Below are 18,358 nucleotides of genomic sequence, written 5' to 3' on the forward strand. Positions count from 1 at the left end.
TTTCGCTGGGCTATTTACTCTATTTATCAACAGCACATCAAGCTGGCTTCAATCATGGAAATAAAAAAGTTGCATCTATCTAAAAGGTTGGGCTATAGTTCTTATGCGTTAGCAAAATCTAACGTCAGGCGTGGAAACCTGAATATGTACAAGGCGACAATAGACGCCCAATGCGTCTTTTTTTATGTCGTAAATAATGCCAACCGTATGGCGAATTGCGCCTATTCGAATTCAATGGTGGCGTTGTTGGAGCACCCGAAAGGGTGGCTGGTTACCTTGTACGCCAGTATTTCCACCTCTGATAACGTCACCACCCCTATTGAGCGTGGAAACTCTGGTGGTGACTCCTTAATTAAGTACAAGGAGAACATCATCATGATGGCTATCCCTACCCAAACTCAATTTAAATTTCTTTTCTTGTGTGTAAAACGTTCAGATGTCACTGCAAAACCGTGCCGCCTTTCAGCAATAGCACCAACTGAACAAAGCGCAAGAAGTCTACTTGTTCGTGATTTTATTCTTTTATTCGCAGGCCGTTTACCTGTGCAATCAATAAAAGGGGAATAATCATGAAAAACAATCCTCTAAGAAATACGGTCATTTCCCCCACAGGTGAGAAACAACTGTTAAGAGCCGCACAAATAGCGTCTTTTCTCTCTGATTTACTCGAAGCCAATGTGATTAGTGGATCTCACCATGTATCCAGTGAGGGTATGGCAGCAGTTATGGAATGTTTAGCGGAGCAAGTTGAGCAGGTGATTACTGAAAGTAGCTTGATGAATAAGGACATTACATAATGAACAATCAAACTCATCAAAATTCCTCAATGGCACAAACACACACTCCATCAGTGAGCGACATTATTAAATCTGCGAATGGTCGTTGGGGATATATTTTAAATAATTTGGGTGTCACCGTTCCTGATAATCATAAGCACGGGGCTTGCCCGAAATGTGGTGGCAAAGACCGCTTTCGCTTTGATGATAAGAACGGGAAAGGTACATGGTTTTGTAATCACTGTGGCAGCGGTGATGGGTTGGATTTACTCAAATTAGTGACAGGACAAGATATTAAAGCCGCCTGTTTAGAAATTAATAAAATACTGCTTTTACCTGAATTCAAAAAAATAGCGCCAACCCAGATAAAAAAGGCTAGCGCTACTCGGGGCATTGAGTCATTTGAAAAACTGAAAACCTTGTCTCTTTCAGGGGAAAGCCAGTACCTAACAAATAAGGGCTTAACCAATCACCAATGCTTAATTATTCAGCAACACTATACACAAGGTGAGCTGAAATTTCCAATAGGTTCAATGTTATTGCCGTTGGTGGATAACCAGTTTTTGGTGAAAGGCGGGCAACTAATCAGCCCAACGGGTGAGAAAGCCCTGTTATCTGGTTCTGCGCTCTCTGGCTCCTTTATTATTGTGTCGGGTCAGGCACAAGAATCCCTTGAGCAAATCGTGATTACAGAGGGTTTTGCAACAGGGTTAAGCCTATCAAAAGTGATTGATTCGTTTATTGTGGCAGCGGTTGCCGCGACTAACCTTGTGAAAGTCGCCCAGCAGCTACGCGAACGCTATCCACTGGCAAAAATCATTATTGCAGGGGATAACGATTATATTGATGGGAAAGAAAATACAGGCAAATTGTGGGCAGAAAAAGCGGCTAAAGCGGTTGACGGTTGGATCACGTTGCCACCCACCCATTACAAAGCAGATTGGGATGATTACCGACAAGAAAACAACACCGTTAAAGTCAAAGAAGCCTTTTTTGAGGAAATGACTTATTGCGGCAAGGATAAAGCCTATTTGCCACAAGGCTTTAGGCTGACTCAAGAATATTTGTGGTATGACAAATTGGTGAATAAATCGGATGGTGACACCGAGGTTAGAAACATCAAAATCAGTAGCCCGATAAAAGTCACCGCGATCACCTGTGATGCAGACGGCAGTAATTACGGGCGTTTATTGGAATGGGATGATACCTACGGAAATTGCCGTAAATGGGCAATGCCAATGGAAATGTTAAGCGGCAGCGGTGAAGAATTACGCCGTGTCCTTTTGGTGAACGGGCTTTCGTATATCAATATTTCGGGACAGGCGCGCGCGCATTTAATGGAATATATTTCATTGTGCCGACCAGAGAAAAAAGTCACTTGCGTAAATAAAACGGGTTGGCATGGCAACGTGTATGTGTTGCAGGATGAAGTGGTTGGAACAGGGGCAGATTCCGTTATTTTGCAAACCTCCAGTGTACAAGGTAAAGATTTTCGGGTGGCAGGTACTAGTGACGAATGGCGGGAGCACATTGGCAAATATTGCGTAGGAAACGCTAGGCTGGCGTTTTCCGTGAGTCTTGCCTTTGCATCGTCATTATTAAAATTAGTCGGTGTGGGGGGCGGTGGCTACCATTTAAAAGGCGAATCAACAGACGGTAAGACCACCACGATGAAAGTGGCGGCTTCGGTTTGTGGTGGTACGGATTACTGGTACACATGGCGGGCAACAGGTAACGCGCTTGAGGGAACGGCTTGTCGTCGTAATGACGCGACGTTAATGCTGGATGAAATCCGCGAAGTGGACGGACGCGAAGCGGGTAACATTGCTTACATGCTGGCAAACGGTCAAGGTAAAGCCCGCGCAAAAACAGACGGCAGCGTCAGAGAAACAAATCGCTGGAACCTACTGTTTCTCTCAACAGGCGAACTGTCATTGGTTGAACATGCCGCCAATGCGGGCGAACGCACCTATGCAGGGGTTGAAGTCCGTATGATACAAATCCCCAGTGATTCGGGTAAACACGGTGTATTTGAGGATTTGCACCAGTTTGCGAGTGGTAAAACCTTAGCGGAGCACCTTGAGCAAGCTGTCACGAAATATCATGGCTCTCCGTTCCGTGATTGGCTGAAATATCTCACCAATGATTTAACGTTTATTTCCAGTACGGCTAAAGCGTTATTAAAAGAGTACACCGCTAAATTGACACCTGAAAATGCAGGGAATCAAGTTGGTCGCGCTATCACGCGTTTTGCGCTTGTGGCGATGGCGGGAGAAATTGCCACATTAGCGGGGATTACAGGCTGGAAAGAAGGTGAAGCCTTTACAGCCGCAAAAACCTGTTTAGATGCATGGATGAATGAACGTGGTCATACGGCTAATCAGGAAGATATGACCGCGTTAGAACAAATCACCGATTTTATTTCACGGAATCAATTTAGCCGCTTTGCTGATTGGTATGACGAAAACAGCCGCCCGATGAACATGATGGGTTTTCGTCGTGTTGAGAAAGGTGTTTGCAACCAAGAGCCAACAATTCAATTTTACGTATTACCGACGGCATGGAAAGAAATTTGCAAAGGTTTTGATTCACGCAAAGTTGTACGCCTTTGTATTGAAAAAGGCTGGCTTGATACAGGGAAAGATGGGAAAGCCCAAACCAGTATACGCCTACCAGAAATAGGGGTGAAACGGGTGTACGTCTTCAACAGTGAAGTCCTCGGTTCAGCGGATATTCTCTAATTAAAACTGACCATCTTATATTTTTAGTGTAACAGGTGTAACAAGGGTTACAGATATGATTTTAAAGGCTTTTATCTGTTACACCTTTCGTTTTTAAATGGGTAACAAGGTGTAACACGTTAGCGGTTGTTACACCTGTTACACCTTGATTTCTTGAAAGTGTAACAAAATAAGTTCTTATTATTCAACGCTGTAACCCTTGTTACACCTGTTACCCTTTAAAATAGCAAGGTATGTATTTAATTGGCTTTATTCTGGAAGGCATTAAGGCAAAGGTGATTAACTATGCGAGTAATGAAAGTGTACTGCCCTGTTTGTGGTGAACAGGCAACAATTCGAAAAATTCAAATGGAGGGAGTTGATAACATTCCTCATATTTATTGTTCCTGTAATGACTTTGAATGTGGTCATACTTACATGTTAACTCTGACTTTTTCACACACGATACAACCAAGTAATTTGAAGTCAGCCAGTAACCAACCTATTTTGCCGTTGTGATTGATTTGTATTTTACATGGCTATCATTCAGTAATTTTTTAAAGTGGTCACTGAAACGTAAAGTGTCATTTGGCAAAATAAATTTCATTCGATTTCAGTTTTTCAATTCTCCGCAACCCGCATAAACACTGGCTTTTCAGTTTTTATGCGGTGCATACGCTCAAGTAAAAATCTCACGCAAAATAGAAAAAACATTTTATTTCAAATGATTGCACTATCACCCACTCAGAGCACCGCATATGAAAACTGAAATTTACTGAAAATCTTTTCACACATTTCAGTTTGAGATTTTCGGCAATGCCCTAGTATTGGCGCGGCTTGGCAATATGTTTTGTAGAATTTTAAAACTGAAATAATTTTATGATCCAAATTGTGCAGGCGGGTGCGGTGTAGTGGATTTGACGTGAGTTTTTATTTGACTTCTTATACAAAATGACTAAATCACCTTTGACATTATCAACTTTTATTTTTAGAACATAAAGTTGTTTTTTTGAGTTTATATTCCAATTAAATCAATAAGATAATTTTATATTTCAAAACAATAGTTCAATCATATATAATGACTGAAATTATTAATATTCAGCCTATAAGCATAACTACTTATTTTGCTTTGAGTTATCATTTGAGGTATTTAAGTTGACCACTACTGTTTTTCGAAAAAATGATAAAAATGCATGTATTGCTTGTGATAGCAGAGTTTCATGGATTAATGAACAAGGCTTACCTATAAAGATATTTGATTCATTAAATTATTTTAAGGCTTTAACTCTTGATGGTGTTATGTATGGTTTTGCAGGTGCAAACCTAATCTTTAAAGAGTTTCTTAAACACTATGAAAGTAAAGAGCAAAGTGTATTTTTGCTTGATACGTTAGTTCAATTAGCCAAAAATAACACTATGCAATTCTTTATGATTAGGTACGAAAACAACGAGTTAAAGTTGTTCGCCTACTCACCGCCACTTCCAGTGACTAGCTCTCCTGAAATTTTCAGGATTTCTAAAGATCCAGCTATAGAAAAAAAATTCTATGCTATTGGCTCAGGAAAATTTTCTAAGGAATATAATAAGAATAAACTGAATCCTGAAGCTCAAGTGCCAATTCGGTGTATCATTCGTGCTAATAATCTAGGATTAAAGAAGAAAGGTATGCTAGAGTTAATACAAAGCAATGAACCTAGAGAGTTAACCTTCGATGAATCTAGCGCAGCTTATCATGCATGCGATAGGAAAGGAGGAGATATTTTCACTGGTGGGGAGGTCAGAATGACTAAGCATGAATCAACAATTAATATAGAAGAGCAAATTAAAGTCATGAATGATATGGATGAACAAGCAAAAGCAGCAAATGCTGTCTGCGCTAGTCCAGTAAATGCAAATCTGGAAGTCGCACAACTAGAAAGAATTGGTCATTATGCTGTTAGTTCATTTAGTATAGATAACACCCCAGACAGAACTAATTTGTTGCAACAGCTACAGCAAAATATTTCAAATTATATTTAAAATATCATAGGCGTAAACTTTTATAAGTTACGCCTATTCTTAATGTACCCCTTATTGTACCCCTTAAAAAACACAAGCACCTAGAACTCAGTCGTAGCATAGGATTAAAGGCGCTATTCTATGAACAAATTCAGAATATTGAATAATCACTCTTTGACGATTTTAATCCATAAAAAGCCAATCGACCTTAATTATCGTTTGGCTTTTTTTTGGAGATATTCTCAAATTAACTCGAAATAGGTGCTAGTTATCACGATTTTTGAAGCTATATTCCACAACACCCCTTCGAAGATATGAAAAAATTTTTACCGAAGCAGTATTAATTATTCTTTCTCAAATAATTAGTAACGTCGATTAAATCGTTTTCTTCCCCAAAAAAATAATAACAAGTTGATTTTTAACCATAAAATTTATTATCTGTCTATTTTCCTAAAAATAAGATCTCGCTCATAAATTAATCAAATGTTTTGAGTTCAGTCACAGATAACAAAACAGATCTTTGACACCTCAATAACTGCTTATTAACATCCATCTTGTATACAAGTTGAATTCAATATAAATACAATAAGGTTGATTACCTCGACAAACCAATAAAAAGGTAACTCTATGTCACATAATGATTCTGTTGTAACACCAACAACGAAAGACTCACCAGGGCGTTTACGTTGGGGATTAGCAGCAATATTTTTTATTATCGGTTTGATTGCATATATGGACCGCGCCAATATTTCCATTGTGGCCGAACATATGATGACCGATTTAGGAATGAGCAAAGTTCAATTTGGCTTTTTGGGGGCATTATTTTCTCTTGGCTATGCACTAGCCCAAATCCCAAGCGGTATACTTGCAGAACGGTTTGGTAGCAGACTGATCGCGACTATTAGCCTCTATATTTGGTCTGCATTTACCATCTTAACTGTCGTGGCTCCTACCTATATTTGGCTATGCATCGTACGCTTCCTATTCGGCGTTGGAGAAGCGCCGCTCTACCCTGCAAATGCCGTTTTTAATACATGGTGGTTTCGCCAAAATGAAAAGGCACGAGCTGCTAGCTTCTTACTTGCCGGTTCCTATTTTGGGCCTGTGATTGCCCCCACCCTTACCGTATTTATTATGATTTCATTCGGGTGGCATGCCGTTTTCTATATATTTGGTGTGATTGGCATTCTTATCGGCATGGTTTGGTATTTCTTTGCCAGAAATAAGCCTGAGCAACACCCTAAAATTTCTCAAAGTGAAATCGCATTCATCCATGAAGGCCGAACAATTAGTGAGCAAGGCGGTACTGATGTTAAAGCCCCTTGGCGCAAATTTATGAAAGAACGTCCTTTCTGGGCTGTTGGCTTCCAATATTTTTTTGTTGCCTATATGACCACTTTATTCATGATTTGGTTACCCACCTACTTACAAGAAGCGCGAGGCTTTTCATTAACCCAAATGGGCGTAGCCGCCAGTTTTCCTTGGTTAGCAATTTGTATCGCAGTACTCACTGCAGGTTCAATTTCTGATTGGTTACTCAACAAAGGGTACTCGCAGTTAGTCGCTAGGGGCTATATCGCGATTGCTGGTTTTATTCTATTTATCGTGGGGATTTGCGGTGCTGCTCAAACTGAAAGTGCCATCGCCAGTGTTGCATGGCTAACTCTTGCGCTCGGCTCTCTAGGATTACCAGTTGTGACCTCTTGGGCAATCGCAGCGGATAAAGGCCGCCAATATGCTGGCTCTGTCAGTGGATGGATGAACTTGTGGGGTAATCTCGGTGGTGTTATTTCCCCTATTTTATGTGGCTGGCTTGCACAGCATTTTGGTTGGACCGTCGCTTTACTTTTCAATGTGATACCTATCAGTTTAGCGATTGTTTGCTGGTTTTTCATTCAGCCTGATAAACCTTTAGCTGCTGCCGTTAATCCTGACTAATTTTTACCCAAAACACATTATATTCAATAAATAAAGGTGTCCCTATGTTTACATTAAATCCTCGAGTTGCCTGTTTTAGCCCAGAAGTTATCGAAAGTTGCCGTGATGTTTGCCCGTCAACTATTGGACACATGACTGACTTCGGTTTTCTCAAAACATTACGCCCACAAATTGAACAATGCCAATTTATTGGTAATGCTGTAACCGTACGTATTCCACATATGGATTCATCTGCTGTACATAAGGTTTTCGACATCGTGCAAGAAGGCGATGTTGTCTGTATCGATATGTCTGGGGATTATGATCGTGCTTGTTGGGGCGAAATGGTTTCTTACATGGCACGGGCAAAGAAAATTGCTGGCGCAGTTATTGATGGTTGTGTCACTGATATCAAAGCATTACGTGAGATTGGTGTTCCTATTTATGCACGTAAAGTGAGCCCGTTGACGACGCGAATCTTAGGTATTGAAGGCGCAATTAATGTGCCAATTAGTATAGATGGTGTAACGATTCACCCTGGTAATTTAATCATCGCAGATGGTGATGGCATTTTAGTCGCCGATGAGGTTACCCTGCAAGAATATCGCCAACGAGCCCTTAATGCTCAGCATGCTGAAATTGATGTTAAAAAACGTATTGATGCTGGTGAAACATTAGCAGCGATTTCAGGTGCAGCTAAATTTTTTGAATAAGGAGACTCCATGAAAATTGCAATTGCTCAGCTTGCCAGTAGCCCAGATAAAGCTCTAAATTTAAAAAAGGCCTGTGACGCTATACAAAAAGCCGCTCAAGGTGGTGCCGACCTCGTCCTATTGCCGGAAATGTTTATGGCATTCGTTCCTGCAGATAGCGGTATTAGCTATGCCGATGTCGCAGAGTCTGTTGATGGTCCTTTTGTCTCTGAGTTGGCAAAAACCGCTAAACAATGCGGTATTTATGTGACTTGTGGAATTTATGAAAGTGCCCCGAATGAGCCGAAAAGAGCATTCAACACAACAATTATGTTGAACCGCCAAGGTGAGCTTATCTATCATTACCAAAAAACACACCTGTACGATGCCTTCTCATATCAGGAATCCCTCAACATTATTCAAAGTAATAATGCGTTAAAACCTGTGGAAACTGAATTTGGCAAAATTGGCGTTTTAGTCTGTTATGAGTTGCGTTTCCCAGAAGTTGCTCGAAAACTAACCTTAGCTGGCGCAGACCTTATACTCGTTCCTACGGCATGGGTAAGTGGGCCACTTAAAGAGGAGCATTACCAAACATTAGTTAAAGCACGCGCTTTGGAGAACACAATTCCTGTCTGTGCATGTGACCAAACTGGTAACATTTTTATTGGCCGCAGCCTTGTTTGTGATGCGCTTGGCGTAACCATTGCCTCTGCTGGCTACGATGAAACACTATTTTTTGCTGAAATATCAACGCAGCATACGGCAGAAACACGAGAAAAATTACCTTGCATGCAAAACCGGCGCCCTGAACTGTATTAGTCTAAAAAACTGGCAAGGATGCTGGTTTATTCAACAAGTTAAGTTCAATTACCCACCAAAATTTAACAGCGCCCTAAATAATATAAAACTAGTGCATTACTTGTATACCAGTCTATTCCTTTCTATACTCACTAAAATTTCTATTATTAACACAAGATCCTGATGAAAGATAAACCACTAAGCCAACAAGCCTATACCGCAATTAAGCATAAAATTCTCAGTAAGCAATTTGGAGAGGAAAGTTATACCTCTGAAAATAGCTTAGTTGAAGAACTCGGTATGAGCCGCACCCCAATTCGCGAAGCCTTATATCAATTGCAAAATGAAGGCTTAGTCAAAATTATCCCTCGAAAAGGTGTTTTTATTCAGAAACTATCGTTAAAAGAGACTCGAGATAATTATGATTTACGCTTAGCAATTGAGTCTCATGCAATTAAATTAGTGCGTGAATATTTAACTAATGAGCATTTTTCTATTTTAGAGGCCATTATTGAGCAGCAAAATGAATTATTGAAGGAAAATGACTATCAAGGTTGGATAAAAGAAGATGAACGATTCCACCGTTTCTTCTTAGAATTATTGGATAACTCAGTTTTCTTAGATTTAGCGGACAATATTCGCCAGCGAGTCTATTTTCAGCCCGACCCTATTTATCGCAATGAATATTATTATGAATCTACACGCCAACATCAGCAATTGGTTGAGCAACTCAAAGCAAAAGAATTTACCCTTGCGGAAGAAACGCTGACTGAGCATATTTTACGCGGTAAACGTAATTATGTTTAATGTTAAAACTAACAAAAAAGAGAAAACCAAATTTATGGTTTTCTCTTAAATTGAATATTATTTATAACGATTTATCTTAGCTAGATTTGGCTTCTTTCAATGCTGCGTCTTTATCATGGTGATAATGGAACGTAAATTGGAAGATTATTGCTAATACAACAGTATAAGAAGCAAAAACTAACCAAATCATTTGCCAATCTTTAATACCATCCACTGTGTAATAGTCGACAACCAACCCACTTAATATCGCTCCAAAATAGGCCCCAACACCGTTAACCATCGTCATGAATAAGCCTTGGGCACTCGCGCGCATACGCGTATCCACTTCTCTTTCAATAAAGATAGAGCCTGAAATATTAAAGAAATCAAATGCGCAGCCATAAACAATCATCGACATGATCAAGAACATCAAACCAATGGCTGATGGGTCGCCAAACGCAAAGAAACCAAAGCGTAGTGTCCAAGCGAACATACTTAATAACATGACCGTTTTAATGCCATAGCGTTTCAAGAAAAATGGAATTGCTAAGATAAAACACACTTCAGCCATCTGAGAGATCGATAATAATATCGATGGATACTGTACCACCAAACTATCTTGGTATAGCGGGTTCAGGCCGAAGTCATGCAAGAATGGATTACCAAACGTATTGGTAATTTGTAAAACGGCGCCAAGTAACATAGCGAATAAGAAAAATACCGTCATAATGGGCTTTTTGAATAACACCAAAGCATCTAAACCTAGCTTACTGATCCAGCTACTTGAAATCGCTTTTTTATTAACTTCAATTTTTGGCAAAGTTAGTGAATAAAGCGCTAAAAGCAATGAACAACCACCTGCAATATAAAGCTGCATACTACTTAGCTCAAATTTCAATAAGCTAATGCTCCACATTGCAACAATAAAGCCTACCGTACCAAACACACGAATAGGTGGGAAGTTACTCACTGAATCGAGCTGATATTGACTTAATGATGAATAACTAATGCTATTTGAGAGTGCAATTGTTGGCATAAAGGCCATTGCATTAATTAACATCACCCAGAACATGATAGTTGAACTTGTGACTGTTGCGGCATAAAACAATGCAGCAGCCCCAATCAAATGGCAAATCATATATAAACGATTTGCTGGAATATATTTATCTGCAATGATTCCGATAAGCCCAGGCATTAAAATGGCAGCAATACCCTTTGAGCTATACACCATACCGACTTCTGCACCTGAAAAACTCAATGTTTTCATCATGTACGAGCCGAGTGTAACTAACCAACTTCCCCAAACAAAATATTGCAGGAAAAGCATGATTTTCAAGCGGGATTTAATATTCATACAAGGCTCCGTTTGGAGTTATATTTATTTGTTTTTATTTTCAACTCAGCAATGGCAACACCCATAAGGATGACAGCAACACCAACAAACTGAATGAATTCAAGAGGTAAATGCAATACTGTTACAGATAATAAAATCGTGACAGGTAACTGCATTGAGCTAACAATGGTCGCTAAACTGGTACCGATCAGTGGAGTACCTTTGGCAAACATCCACATACCGAAGAAAGAACCAAAGAAAGCCAGAGGTAATCCATATGAGAAAAATAGAGATTGAAACGTTGATGCGCTCAATAAGAATGTTGGCGGAACAACAATTGATGTCAAAATTGCGCCCCCTGTTACCATAATTGCAGAACGCATCATAGGATCTGTTTTAACCGCTAATGCTCCACTGACGTAAACACGAATAGCGTTCGATAATGCTGCACATAATCCTAATAGCACACCAAGCCAGTGAAACACGATCCCTGAGCTGTTTAACAAACCTGTCGCTAATACTGTCCCAATTAATATCACCACAACTGACACCATGGTCATTACGGGAGGAATTTTGCGGTCAATAAATGCGTTAATTGCAACCCCCATCCATGTAAATTGCAAAAAGAGTACGACACCAAGTGCAGGGGATAAATATTGCAATGATGCATAATACAAAAGCCCGGTTAACCCGGTTGTCGTCCCAGTGAGTAACATTAATAGGCCTTGCCGGCGTGTTGGCCATACTAGACGTACTTTTTTAACTAATGCGCCTGCGACAACAAAAAACCACAGTAAAATCGCACCTAATACCGTTTGGCTACCGATGACATCACTCAAGGAATACCCTGCGCGGTAGGCCAACACGACGAGTGTTGAAAGGATGCCATAACTACAAGCGCCTAAAGAAACTAAAATTAGACCTTTAAATTTCATTTCAATATTCACCTTATTTAGCGTCATGGCCATCTTTATATTATTTTGATAAAAAGAGTCTAAAAAACTAGAAGCGCTCAATCACACCTGTTACTAATTTCAAGAAGGTCGCTTTAACTTTCTCTGCTGTTTCAATAACTTCATCATGGCTAAGAGGCTGTTCTAAAATACCGCAAGCCATATTGGTTAAGCAGGAAATGCCCACTGTTTTAATTTGTGAATGGTGAGCGACCAGAGCTTCTGGTACGGTAGACATACCAACAGCATCTGCGCCTAAGGTTCTGATCATACGAATTTCGGCAGGAGTTTCGTAAGTTGGGCCTGTCCACCATGCATAAACACCTTCACGGACAGAAACACCTTGTTCAGCCGCTACATCCTTGATTGTTTGGCGTAATTCTTTGTTATACACCTCACTGACATCCAAGAAACGCACCCCTAATTCAGGGTTATTTGGCCCCATCAGTGGGTTATTTGCAGTTAAATTAATATGATCGGTAATAATCATCAGATCACCTGGGTTGAAGTCGGTATTTACCGCACCGCAGGCATTGGTGATAATCAATTTTTCGACACCCAACGCTTTCATCAAACGTACAGGGAAAGTGACCTGGTCAAGGGTAAAGCCTTCGTAGTAGTGGAAACGGCCTTTCATGGCAACCACATTTTTACCTGCGATGGTACCGATCACCAATTCATTGGCATGCCCTACTGCTTCAGATTTGGCAAAGTGTGGAATTTCGCTATAAGGAATATGCACTGCATTTTCTAATGTATCCGCGAATGGGCCGAGTCCTGAACCCAGAATAATACCCACTGTTGGTTTAATATCTGTACGAGACTGAATAAAACTCAAGCTTTCTAGAATATCTTTTGTATGATGCATGGTTGTCTCCAAATTGACATCGACTAAAAATTGTTAAAATCGATCATAAAGCAATTTAGAAACAGAACAGCGATCTTAATCTCATTTTAATAAAAAGTATTTCGATATGATGTGTCACATAAAGCAGAATCTTATGCGTATATTTGCTAGTCTTTATCGATAGAGTCGGAATGAAAAGGAGTGAGGCGCTTGTTACATACACTATTAAATGAATTTCGCACCTCAAAAAATTCAAAAACACAAAAACTCAAAACTCTTTACCGGTTAATTTTAAACCACGGCCCCATTAGGGCAGAGACGTTGACATCACTCGCTAGCATGAAGCCAGCAACCTGTGCTCGGTTACTCGACGAATTGGGGAAAAATCACTTAATTTCGACTTCTGAGCTCGGAGAGTCGACTGGTGGACGTAAACCAATCCTCTATAATATTAATGCCGCAGATGGTTATCTTGTTGGCATTGAAATGAGTGATATATATTCAACGATTGTTTTGCAAAACCTAAAATTGGACATTTTAGGTATGGTAAAAGTGAAATATGAGCATCTAGAAACCGCAGAAAACATGATAGTTCATCTGCTCAACAAATTAGATATTTTATTAGCTGAACATGGACTTAGCGTAGAAAGCTTGTTGGGTATCGGCATCGCCATCGACCATATTTTAGAACGTGATAAACTGCCATATCATCAATACCACGCAAGAATAAAAGAACTTCACGACTACATTTCCAGTAAAGTTCCTTGCTTTGTGTTACTCGGAAGTGGGATTAGTTTTGCGGCTTTTGCTGAGTATCGTTTGCGCTATACCTCTGATAGTCAACGATTTTTATTCACAACTTGTGATACTGATATTCGCAGTTGCACCATTATCAATAACCAATACGCTCCGGCCCCCATTAGTACAGCTCAAGCCTTTGGCCATACAACGATTGATATTAATGGCCAGCGCTGTGAATGTGGGTCATTTGGCTGTTTAAAGCAATATAGTTCACTGTCTGCGATTAAATCACGAGTGATCCAGCAACTCAGGCTGGGTAAAAATTCAATAATCAATGAATTAGTTAATAATGAGTCTGAAATTAGCTACCATACTATTTTCCAAGCTCTCACATTGGACGATGCCCTGTGCCTCGAAGCGCTGGGTGAAGCGGCCTATTATTATGGTATCGCCATCGCTAATGCTATTTTAACGACGCAAGCCGATGTGGTGGTGTGCGGCGGCACCCTAACACCTAAAAATCATTTTTTTGAGATGACCAAAAAGTCGATTGACGAAAAACTCGCTATTTTTCCTCATATTAAGACACGCATTTATCCCGCCAATGATTCATATGAAATTGTTGCTCAGGGTGCTGGTGGAATGGTAATGGAGAAGTACCTTGCTGATTAAGCGGTTCTTTCATTAAAACAGATAGAGTGTAGAATAAATCAACAAACCTATACTCTATCACTATTAATGAGGGGATCATGTTAGAATTTGAACACATCAGTAACACGACAAAATCACTGGTACTACAGCAACTTAATTCTCAATCCCCTCTTGTTCATTGCATGACAAACGATGTTGTTCAGACCTTCACTGCCAATGTCCTATTAGCACTCGGCTGCTCCCCAGCCATGGTGATTGAACCCGAAGAAGCTGAGCAGTTTGCCGCTATCGCACATGGCTTACTCATTAATGTGGGCACATTAACAACAGAGTGTCGATATGCGATGAAATGTGCGGTTAACAGTGCCAATCAAGCACAAAAACCTTGGGTACTTGACCCTGTCGCTGCAGGTGCGCTCAGCTTTCGTACACATTTTTGCCATGAATTGTTGACACTCAAGCCTGCCGCTATTCGCGGTAATGCTTCTGAAATTATGGCGTTAGCAGGAAGCAGTGCAGGTGGCAGAGGCGTTGATTCCCTTAACTCCACTGATGATGCACTCCCCGCAGCACAATTATTAGCGAGACAAGCTAAGACTATTGTTGCGATAAGCGGTGAAGTGGATTATATCACCGATGGAACACGCTCCTTTGCGGTGACTGGCGGCCATATTTTAATGACTCGGGTGGTCGGTACGGGATGCGCTCTTTCTGCGGTGGTTGCTGCCTGTTGTGCTCTACCTGGTGATAGGCTGCAAAATGTTGCCGCTGCTTGCGCTATCATGAAGCAAGCCGGAGAAACCGCAACTCAGCGCTGCCATGGGACGGGCAGTTTTATCCCTAAATTTTTAGATGCGCTTTATCAATAGCTTTATTGTCATTGATAACTATATTGTGATGAAAACTTGGCATAGCGCACTAAAGCCGAGTTTTCTTTCCTCTTATTTTTCTTGACCAATGACGAAAGTTATCTCTAAAACGAATAAAACGATAAGCAAAATTTTTGCTATCGGGCTCGATATCATAAAAACGCTGTAATGCAATTAAATCATTAGCTTTGCAAATAGCAAAATTACCATAGTCTGATAAATCAATAACCTTTAGCCCCTCATTGGTGACAACAAAGTTCCCTGCATGAATATCATTAGAAGATAAACCATAGTTATGTAATTGGTTAATGACAGACTTCATTTCTGCATAGTAAGGCGTAATATCATCCAGTTCAGATAAAACCGTTCCTTCCACATATTCCGCAATAATCCATGTTTCTACTGACTCACGACCGACCATTTTTTCAGCAACGAAATAGATGTCATTGGTTACCATACAACCTTTATTTTGAGCAGAGACTAATCGCATTAATAACTGAGAGTAAAAAGGGCCTGAAACAATGCGCATTAACCGTTTTTCAATGCGCTTATCACGTTCTTTCTCACATTTAATAATATAGTTTTGCCCATTTACATGAATACGAGCAACACTCCTATCAATATTTCCGCTGCTTAAATTCTTACCCGTGACATTCCCATCAATATAATCTTTAACAATTTGCCAAAAATCTATCTCGCCTTCTTTTTGAAAGGTGAGAAAACCGTCTCTTTGTTTTTTTATGATATTCTGCATAACAAAATAGCCAATTTTTAATCAATTGACGGATGCTAGCAAATGGCAAACGACATTTCTTAGCGATTGTTGCAAAATGGCGTCTAAAAATAGGTAAGTTGTGCGATATGCCACAAAATTGGTAAGGTTTTAGAAAAGCTGTACAGCTCTATCTATGAGAGCAAGTCACCATAGCGCCAACTTACTCTCATAAAAACCGCTTAGTCGTTACCGAATAAATCGCGGGTATAGACTTTCCCTGCCACATCTTCCAGCTCAGGCACCATCCGGTTGGCTAAAATAATGTCGCTTTCTGCTTTGAAAGTCTCTAAGTCACGAATAACTTTAGAGCGGAAGAACTCTTCTTCTTTTAAGACTGGCTCATACACCACCACTTCGATACCTTTCGCTTTGATGCGTTTCATCACACCCTGTACCGCAGAGGCGCGAAAATTATCAGAGCCTGCTTTCATGACTAAGCGATAAACACCGACTTTACGTGGTGCTTTGGCAATAATCGCATCCGAAATAAAGTCTTTGCGAGTACGGTTCGATTCCACAATGGCGTTAATCAAGTTATTTGGCACGTCATCGTAGTTAGCTAACAGTTGCTTGGTATCTTTTGGTAAACAATAACCACCGTAACCGAATGAGGGGTTGTTATAATGGCTGCCAATACGTGGGTCTAAAGAAACCCCTTCAATAATTTGGCGTGCATTTAAACCGCGGCTTTCTGCATAGGTGTCGAGCTCATTAAAGTACGCCACACGCATGGCTAAATAGGTGTTGGCAAATAGTTTAATGGCTTCGGCTTCAGTGCCATCGGTAAATAACACGGGAACGTCTTTTTTAATTGCACCTTCAAGCAGTAAATCCGCAAAAATTTTTGCGCGCTCTGAACGCTCTCCCACCACGATACGGGAAGGATGCAAGTTATCCCACAAAGCGCGGCCTTCACGTAAAAATTCAGGGGAGAAAATCACGTTGGTATAACCAAATTCTTCACGTAAACGTGCAGTAAAGCCCACCGGAATAGTGGATTTCACGATGATCGTCGCTGCAGGGTTAATGCCATTCACGTCATGAATAACAGATTCAACTGACTGGGTGTTAAAATAATTGGTTTTGGGGTCATAGTCAGTTGGTGTCGCCACAATCACGTACTGAGCCCCTGTGTAGGCTTCTGTTTTATCTTCTGTAGCACGAAAATTGAGGGTCTTTTCCGTTAAAAACTGCTCAATTTCTGCATCAACAATCGGTGATTGATGGTTGTTTAACATCGCCACTTTTTCAGGGATGATGTCCACGGCGACCACTTCGTGGTTTTGTGACAGCAACATGGCGTTAGATAGGCCGACGTAGCCGGTTCCTGCGATTGCTATTTTCAAACTTGCCTCTCAAATCCTGCTAAGGATGTTACAGCTTATTGATATTATTGGTGGTAATAAGAACGATACCAATCCACAAATGCTTGAACACCCTGCTCAATAGAAACTTGTGGGCGATAACCTGTTACATTAAACAAGTCTTCTGTATCCGCCCAAGTGGTGTACACATCACCCGCTTGCATAGGTAAAAAGTTTTTAATCGCTTCTTTACCCAGTGCTTTTTCCAGTGCAGAAATAAATTCAATCAACTTAACGGGCTGCCCATTACCAATATTATAGATTCGATATGGCGCGCTGCTTTCTGCTGGTGATGCCGAAGAGTTATTCGGGTTTGCTTGTGGAATTATATCTGAAATACGGATCACACCTTCGACAATATCATCAACAAAAGTGAAATCACGGCTGAGATTGCCGTTATTATAGACATCGATAGGCTCGCCCGCCAAAATAGCTTTCGTAAATTTGAATAAAGCCATGTCTGGGCGCCCCCATGGGCCATAAACCGTAAAGAAGCGCAGCCCTGTAGTCGGCAACTGATATAAATGTGAATATGAGTGCGCCATTAATTCATTGGCTTTCTTTGTTGCAGCATACAGTGAGATAGGGTGATCGGTTGCCATGTCCGTGGTAAATGGCGTCTTATCGGTTACGCCGTACACCGAACTTGAAGAGGCATAGACCAAATGCTTCACTTTTGCCTGACGGCAGCCTTCTAAAATAGCGAGATGGCCGGTCAAATTGCTATCTGCATAAGCAAATGGGTTTTCCAACGAGTAACGAACACCCGCTTGTGCCGCTAAGTGAATGACTCGGTCAAATTGTTCTTGGGTACACAATACCCGAACGGTTTCACGGTCAGTGAGGTCAAGATGAATAAAGCGAAATAAAGGGAACTGCTCCAATAAATGTAAACGGGATTGTTTAAGCCCCTGATCATAATACGCATTTAAGTTATCAATTCCGACAACTTCATGCCCATTCTCTAATAAACGCTGGCAAAGCGTAAAACCAATAAAACCCGCACTTCCCGTAACCAAATATTTCATATTGATTGTCTTCTAGCGTTAAACCATTCTAAAGCTCTAAATGAGCACCTAATTCACAGAAAAATTAACTAAAATTAAGACAAAAAAAATAACAAATGGTTTTGTTA

General features: G+C 40.5%; 17 protein-coding genes. 11 read left to right on the forward strand and 6 right to left on the reverse strand.

What is annotated here, in order from left to right; all coding sequences use genetic code 11:
* Nucleotides 1-54: 54 nt before the first annotated feature.
* The 9 genes from PSE60_RS18270 (at nt 55) to PSE60_RS18310 (ending at nt 9,711) form a co-directional block, all read left to right on the forward strand.
* A complete protein-coding gene (locus PSE60_RS18270; RefSeq protein WP_136134198.1) occupies nt 55-567 on the forward strand; it encodes a host cell division inhibitor Icd-like protein in 513 nt (170 codons plus the stop codon).
* Nucleotides 568-569: 2 nt separating this feature from the next.
* A complete protein-coding gene (locus tag PSE60_RS18275; RefSeq protein ID WP_210845619.1) occupies nt 570-797 on the forward strand; it encodes a hypothetical protein in 228 nt (75 codons plus the stop codon).
* Nucleotides 797-3,517, forward strand: a complete 2,721-nt coding sequence (locus PSE60_RS18280) for a DUF927 domain-containing protein (protein ID WP_272666374.1) — start codon at nt 797-799, stop codon at nt 3,515-3,517. Before PSE60_RS18275 ends, PSE60_RS18280 begins: the two co-directional genes overlap by 1 nt.
* Nucleotides 3,518-3,802: 285 nt before the next feature.
* A complete protein-coding gene (locus tag PSE60_RS18285; RefSeq protein WP_164528653.1) occupies nt 3,803-4,015 on the forward strand; it encodes an ogr/Delta-like zinc finger family protein in 213 nt (70 codons plus the stop codon).
* Nucleotides 4,016-4,651: 636 nt separating this feature from the next.
* Nucleotides 4,652-5,515, forward strand: coding sequence for a hypothetical protein (locus PSE60_RS18290; RefSeq protein WP_272666375.1), 864 nt, complete (start codon nt 4,652-4,654; stop codon nt 5,513-5,515).
* Nucleotides 5,516-6,121: 606 nt separating this feature from the next.
* Nucleotides 6,122-7,432: an MFS transporter gene (locus PSE60_RS18295; protein WP_117162976.1), complete on the forward strand. Its 1,311-nt coding sequence runs from the start codon at nt 6,122-6,124 to the stop codon at nt 7,430-7,432.
* Nucleotides 7,433-7,476: 44 nt separating this feature from the next.
* Entirely contained in the window at nt 7,477-8,124 is a 648-nt protein-coding gene (locus tag PSE60_RS18300; RefSeq protein WP_004906874.1) for an RraA family protein, read from the forward strand.
* A gap of 9 nt (nt 8,125-8,133) precedes the next feature.
* Complete coding sequence (locus PSE60_RS18305; protein ID WP_210836466.1) at nt 8,134-8,925, forward strand: carbon-nitrogen hydrolase family protein; 792 nt, start codon at nt 8,134-8,136, stop codon at nt 8,923-8,925.
* A 162-nt stretch (nt 8,926-9,087) separates the two neighbouring features.
* On the forward strand, nt 9,088-9,711 hold the full coding sequence (locus PSE60_RS18310; protein ID WP_004906871.1) for a GntR family transcriptional regulator: 624 nt from the start codon (nt 9,088-9,090) through the stop codon (nt 9,709-9,711).
* 76 nt (nt 9,712-9,787) lie between these two features.
* Here the strand turns inward: PSE60_RS18310 and PSE60_RS18315 are convergent, their stop codons facing one another.
* The 3 genes from PSE60_RS18315 to PSE60_RS18325 form a co-directional block, all read right to left on the reverse strand.
* Nucleotides 9,788-11,044, reverse strand: a complete 1,257-nt coding sequence (locus PSE60_RS18315; protein ID WP_210836468.1) for a nucleoside permease — start codon at nt 11,042-11,044, stop codon at nt 9,788-9,790.
* Nucleotides 11,041-11,958 carry a DMT family transporter gene (locus PSE60_RS18320; protein ID WP_272666376.1) on the reverse strand — a complete coding sequence of 306 codons (918 nt, stop codon included), beginning with the start codon at nt 11,956-11,958 and terminating at the stop codon, nt 11,041-11,043. Before PSE60_RS18320 ends, PSE60_RS18315 begins: the two co-directional genes overlap by 4 nt.
* Before the next feature lie 67 nt (nt 11,959-12,025).
* Nucleotides 12,026-12,844 carry a purine-nucleoside phosphorylase gene (locus PSE60_RS18325; protein ID WP_210836471.1) on the reverse strand — a complete coding sequence of 273 codons (819 nt, stop codon included), beginning with the start codon at nt 12,842-12,844 and terminating at the stop codon, nt 12,026-12,028.
* Between the two features lie 318 nt (nt 12,845-13,162).
* Between PSE60_RS18325 and PSE60_RS18330 the strand changes: the two genes are divergently transcribed.
* Together PSE60_RS18330 and thiM are read left to right on the forward strand one after the other, a co-directional pair.
* The gene (locus PSE60_RS18330; protein ID WP_272666413.1) at nt 13,163-14,236 is read left to right on the forward strand and encodes an ROK family protein; all 1,074 of its coding nucleotides are present in this window, start codon (nt 13,163-13,165) and stop codon (nt 14,234-14,236) included.
* 77 nt (nt 14,237-14,313) lie between these two features.
* Nucleotides 14,314-15,084: a hydroxyethylthiazole kinase gene (gene thiM / locus PSE60_RS18335; protein WP_272666377.1), complete on the forward strand. Its 771-nt coding sequence runs from the start codon at nt 14,314-14,316 to the stop codon at nt 15,082-15,084.
* Between the two features lie 49 nt (nt 15,085-15,133).
* Here the strand turns inward: thiM and PSE60_RS18340 are convergent, their stop codons facing one another.
* The 3 genes from PSE60_RS18340 to PSE60_RS18350 all read right to left on the reverse strand — a co-directional run bounded on the left by PSE60_RS18340 (nt 15,134) and on the right by PSE60_RS18350 (nt 18,251).
* Nucleotides 15,134-15,838, reverse strand: coding sequence for a lipopolysaccharide core heptose(II) kinase RfaY (locus tag PSE60_RS18340; protein ID WP_272666378.1), 705 nt, complete (start codon nt 15,836-15,838; stop codon nt 15,134-15,136).
* 200 nt (nt 15,839-16,038) lie between these two features.
* Nucleotides 16,039-17,205 (reverse strand): nucleotide sugar dehydrogenase, encoded by a 1,167-nt coding sequence (locus PSE60_RS18345; RefSeq protein WP_272666379.1) that lies wholly within the window; start codon nt 17,203-17,205, stop codon nt 16,039-16,041.
* 44 nt (nt 17,206-17,249) lie between these two features.
* Complete coding sequence (locus tag PSE60_RS18350) at nt 17,250-18,251, reverse strand: NAD-dependent epimerase (RefSeq protein ID WP_272666380.1); 1,002 nt, start codon at nt 18,249-18,251, stop codon at nt 17,250-17,252.
* Nucleotides 18,252-18,358: the final 107 nt, after the last annotated feature.

Source organism: Providencia sp. PROV174, from assembly GCF_028480685.1.
Lineage (GTDB): Bacteria > Pseudomonadota > Gammaproteobacteria > Enterobacterales > Enterobacteriaceae > Providencia > Providencia rettgeri.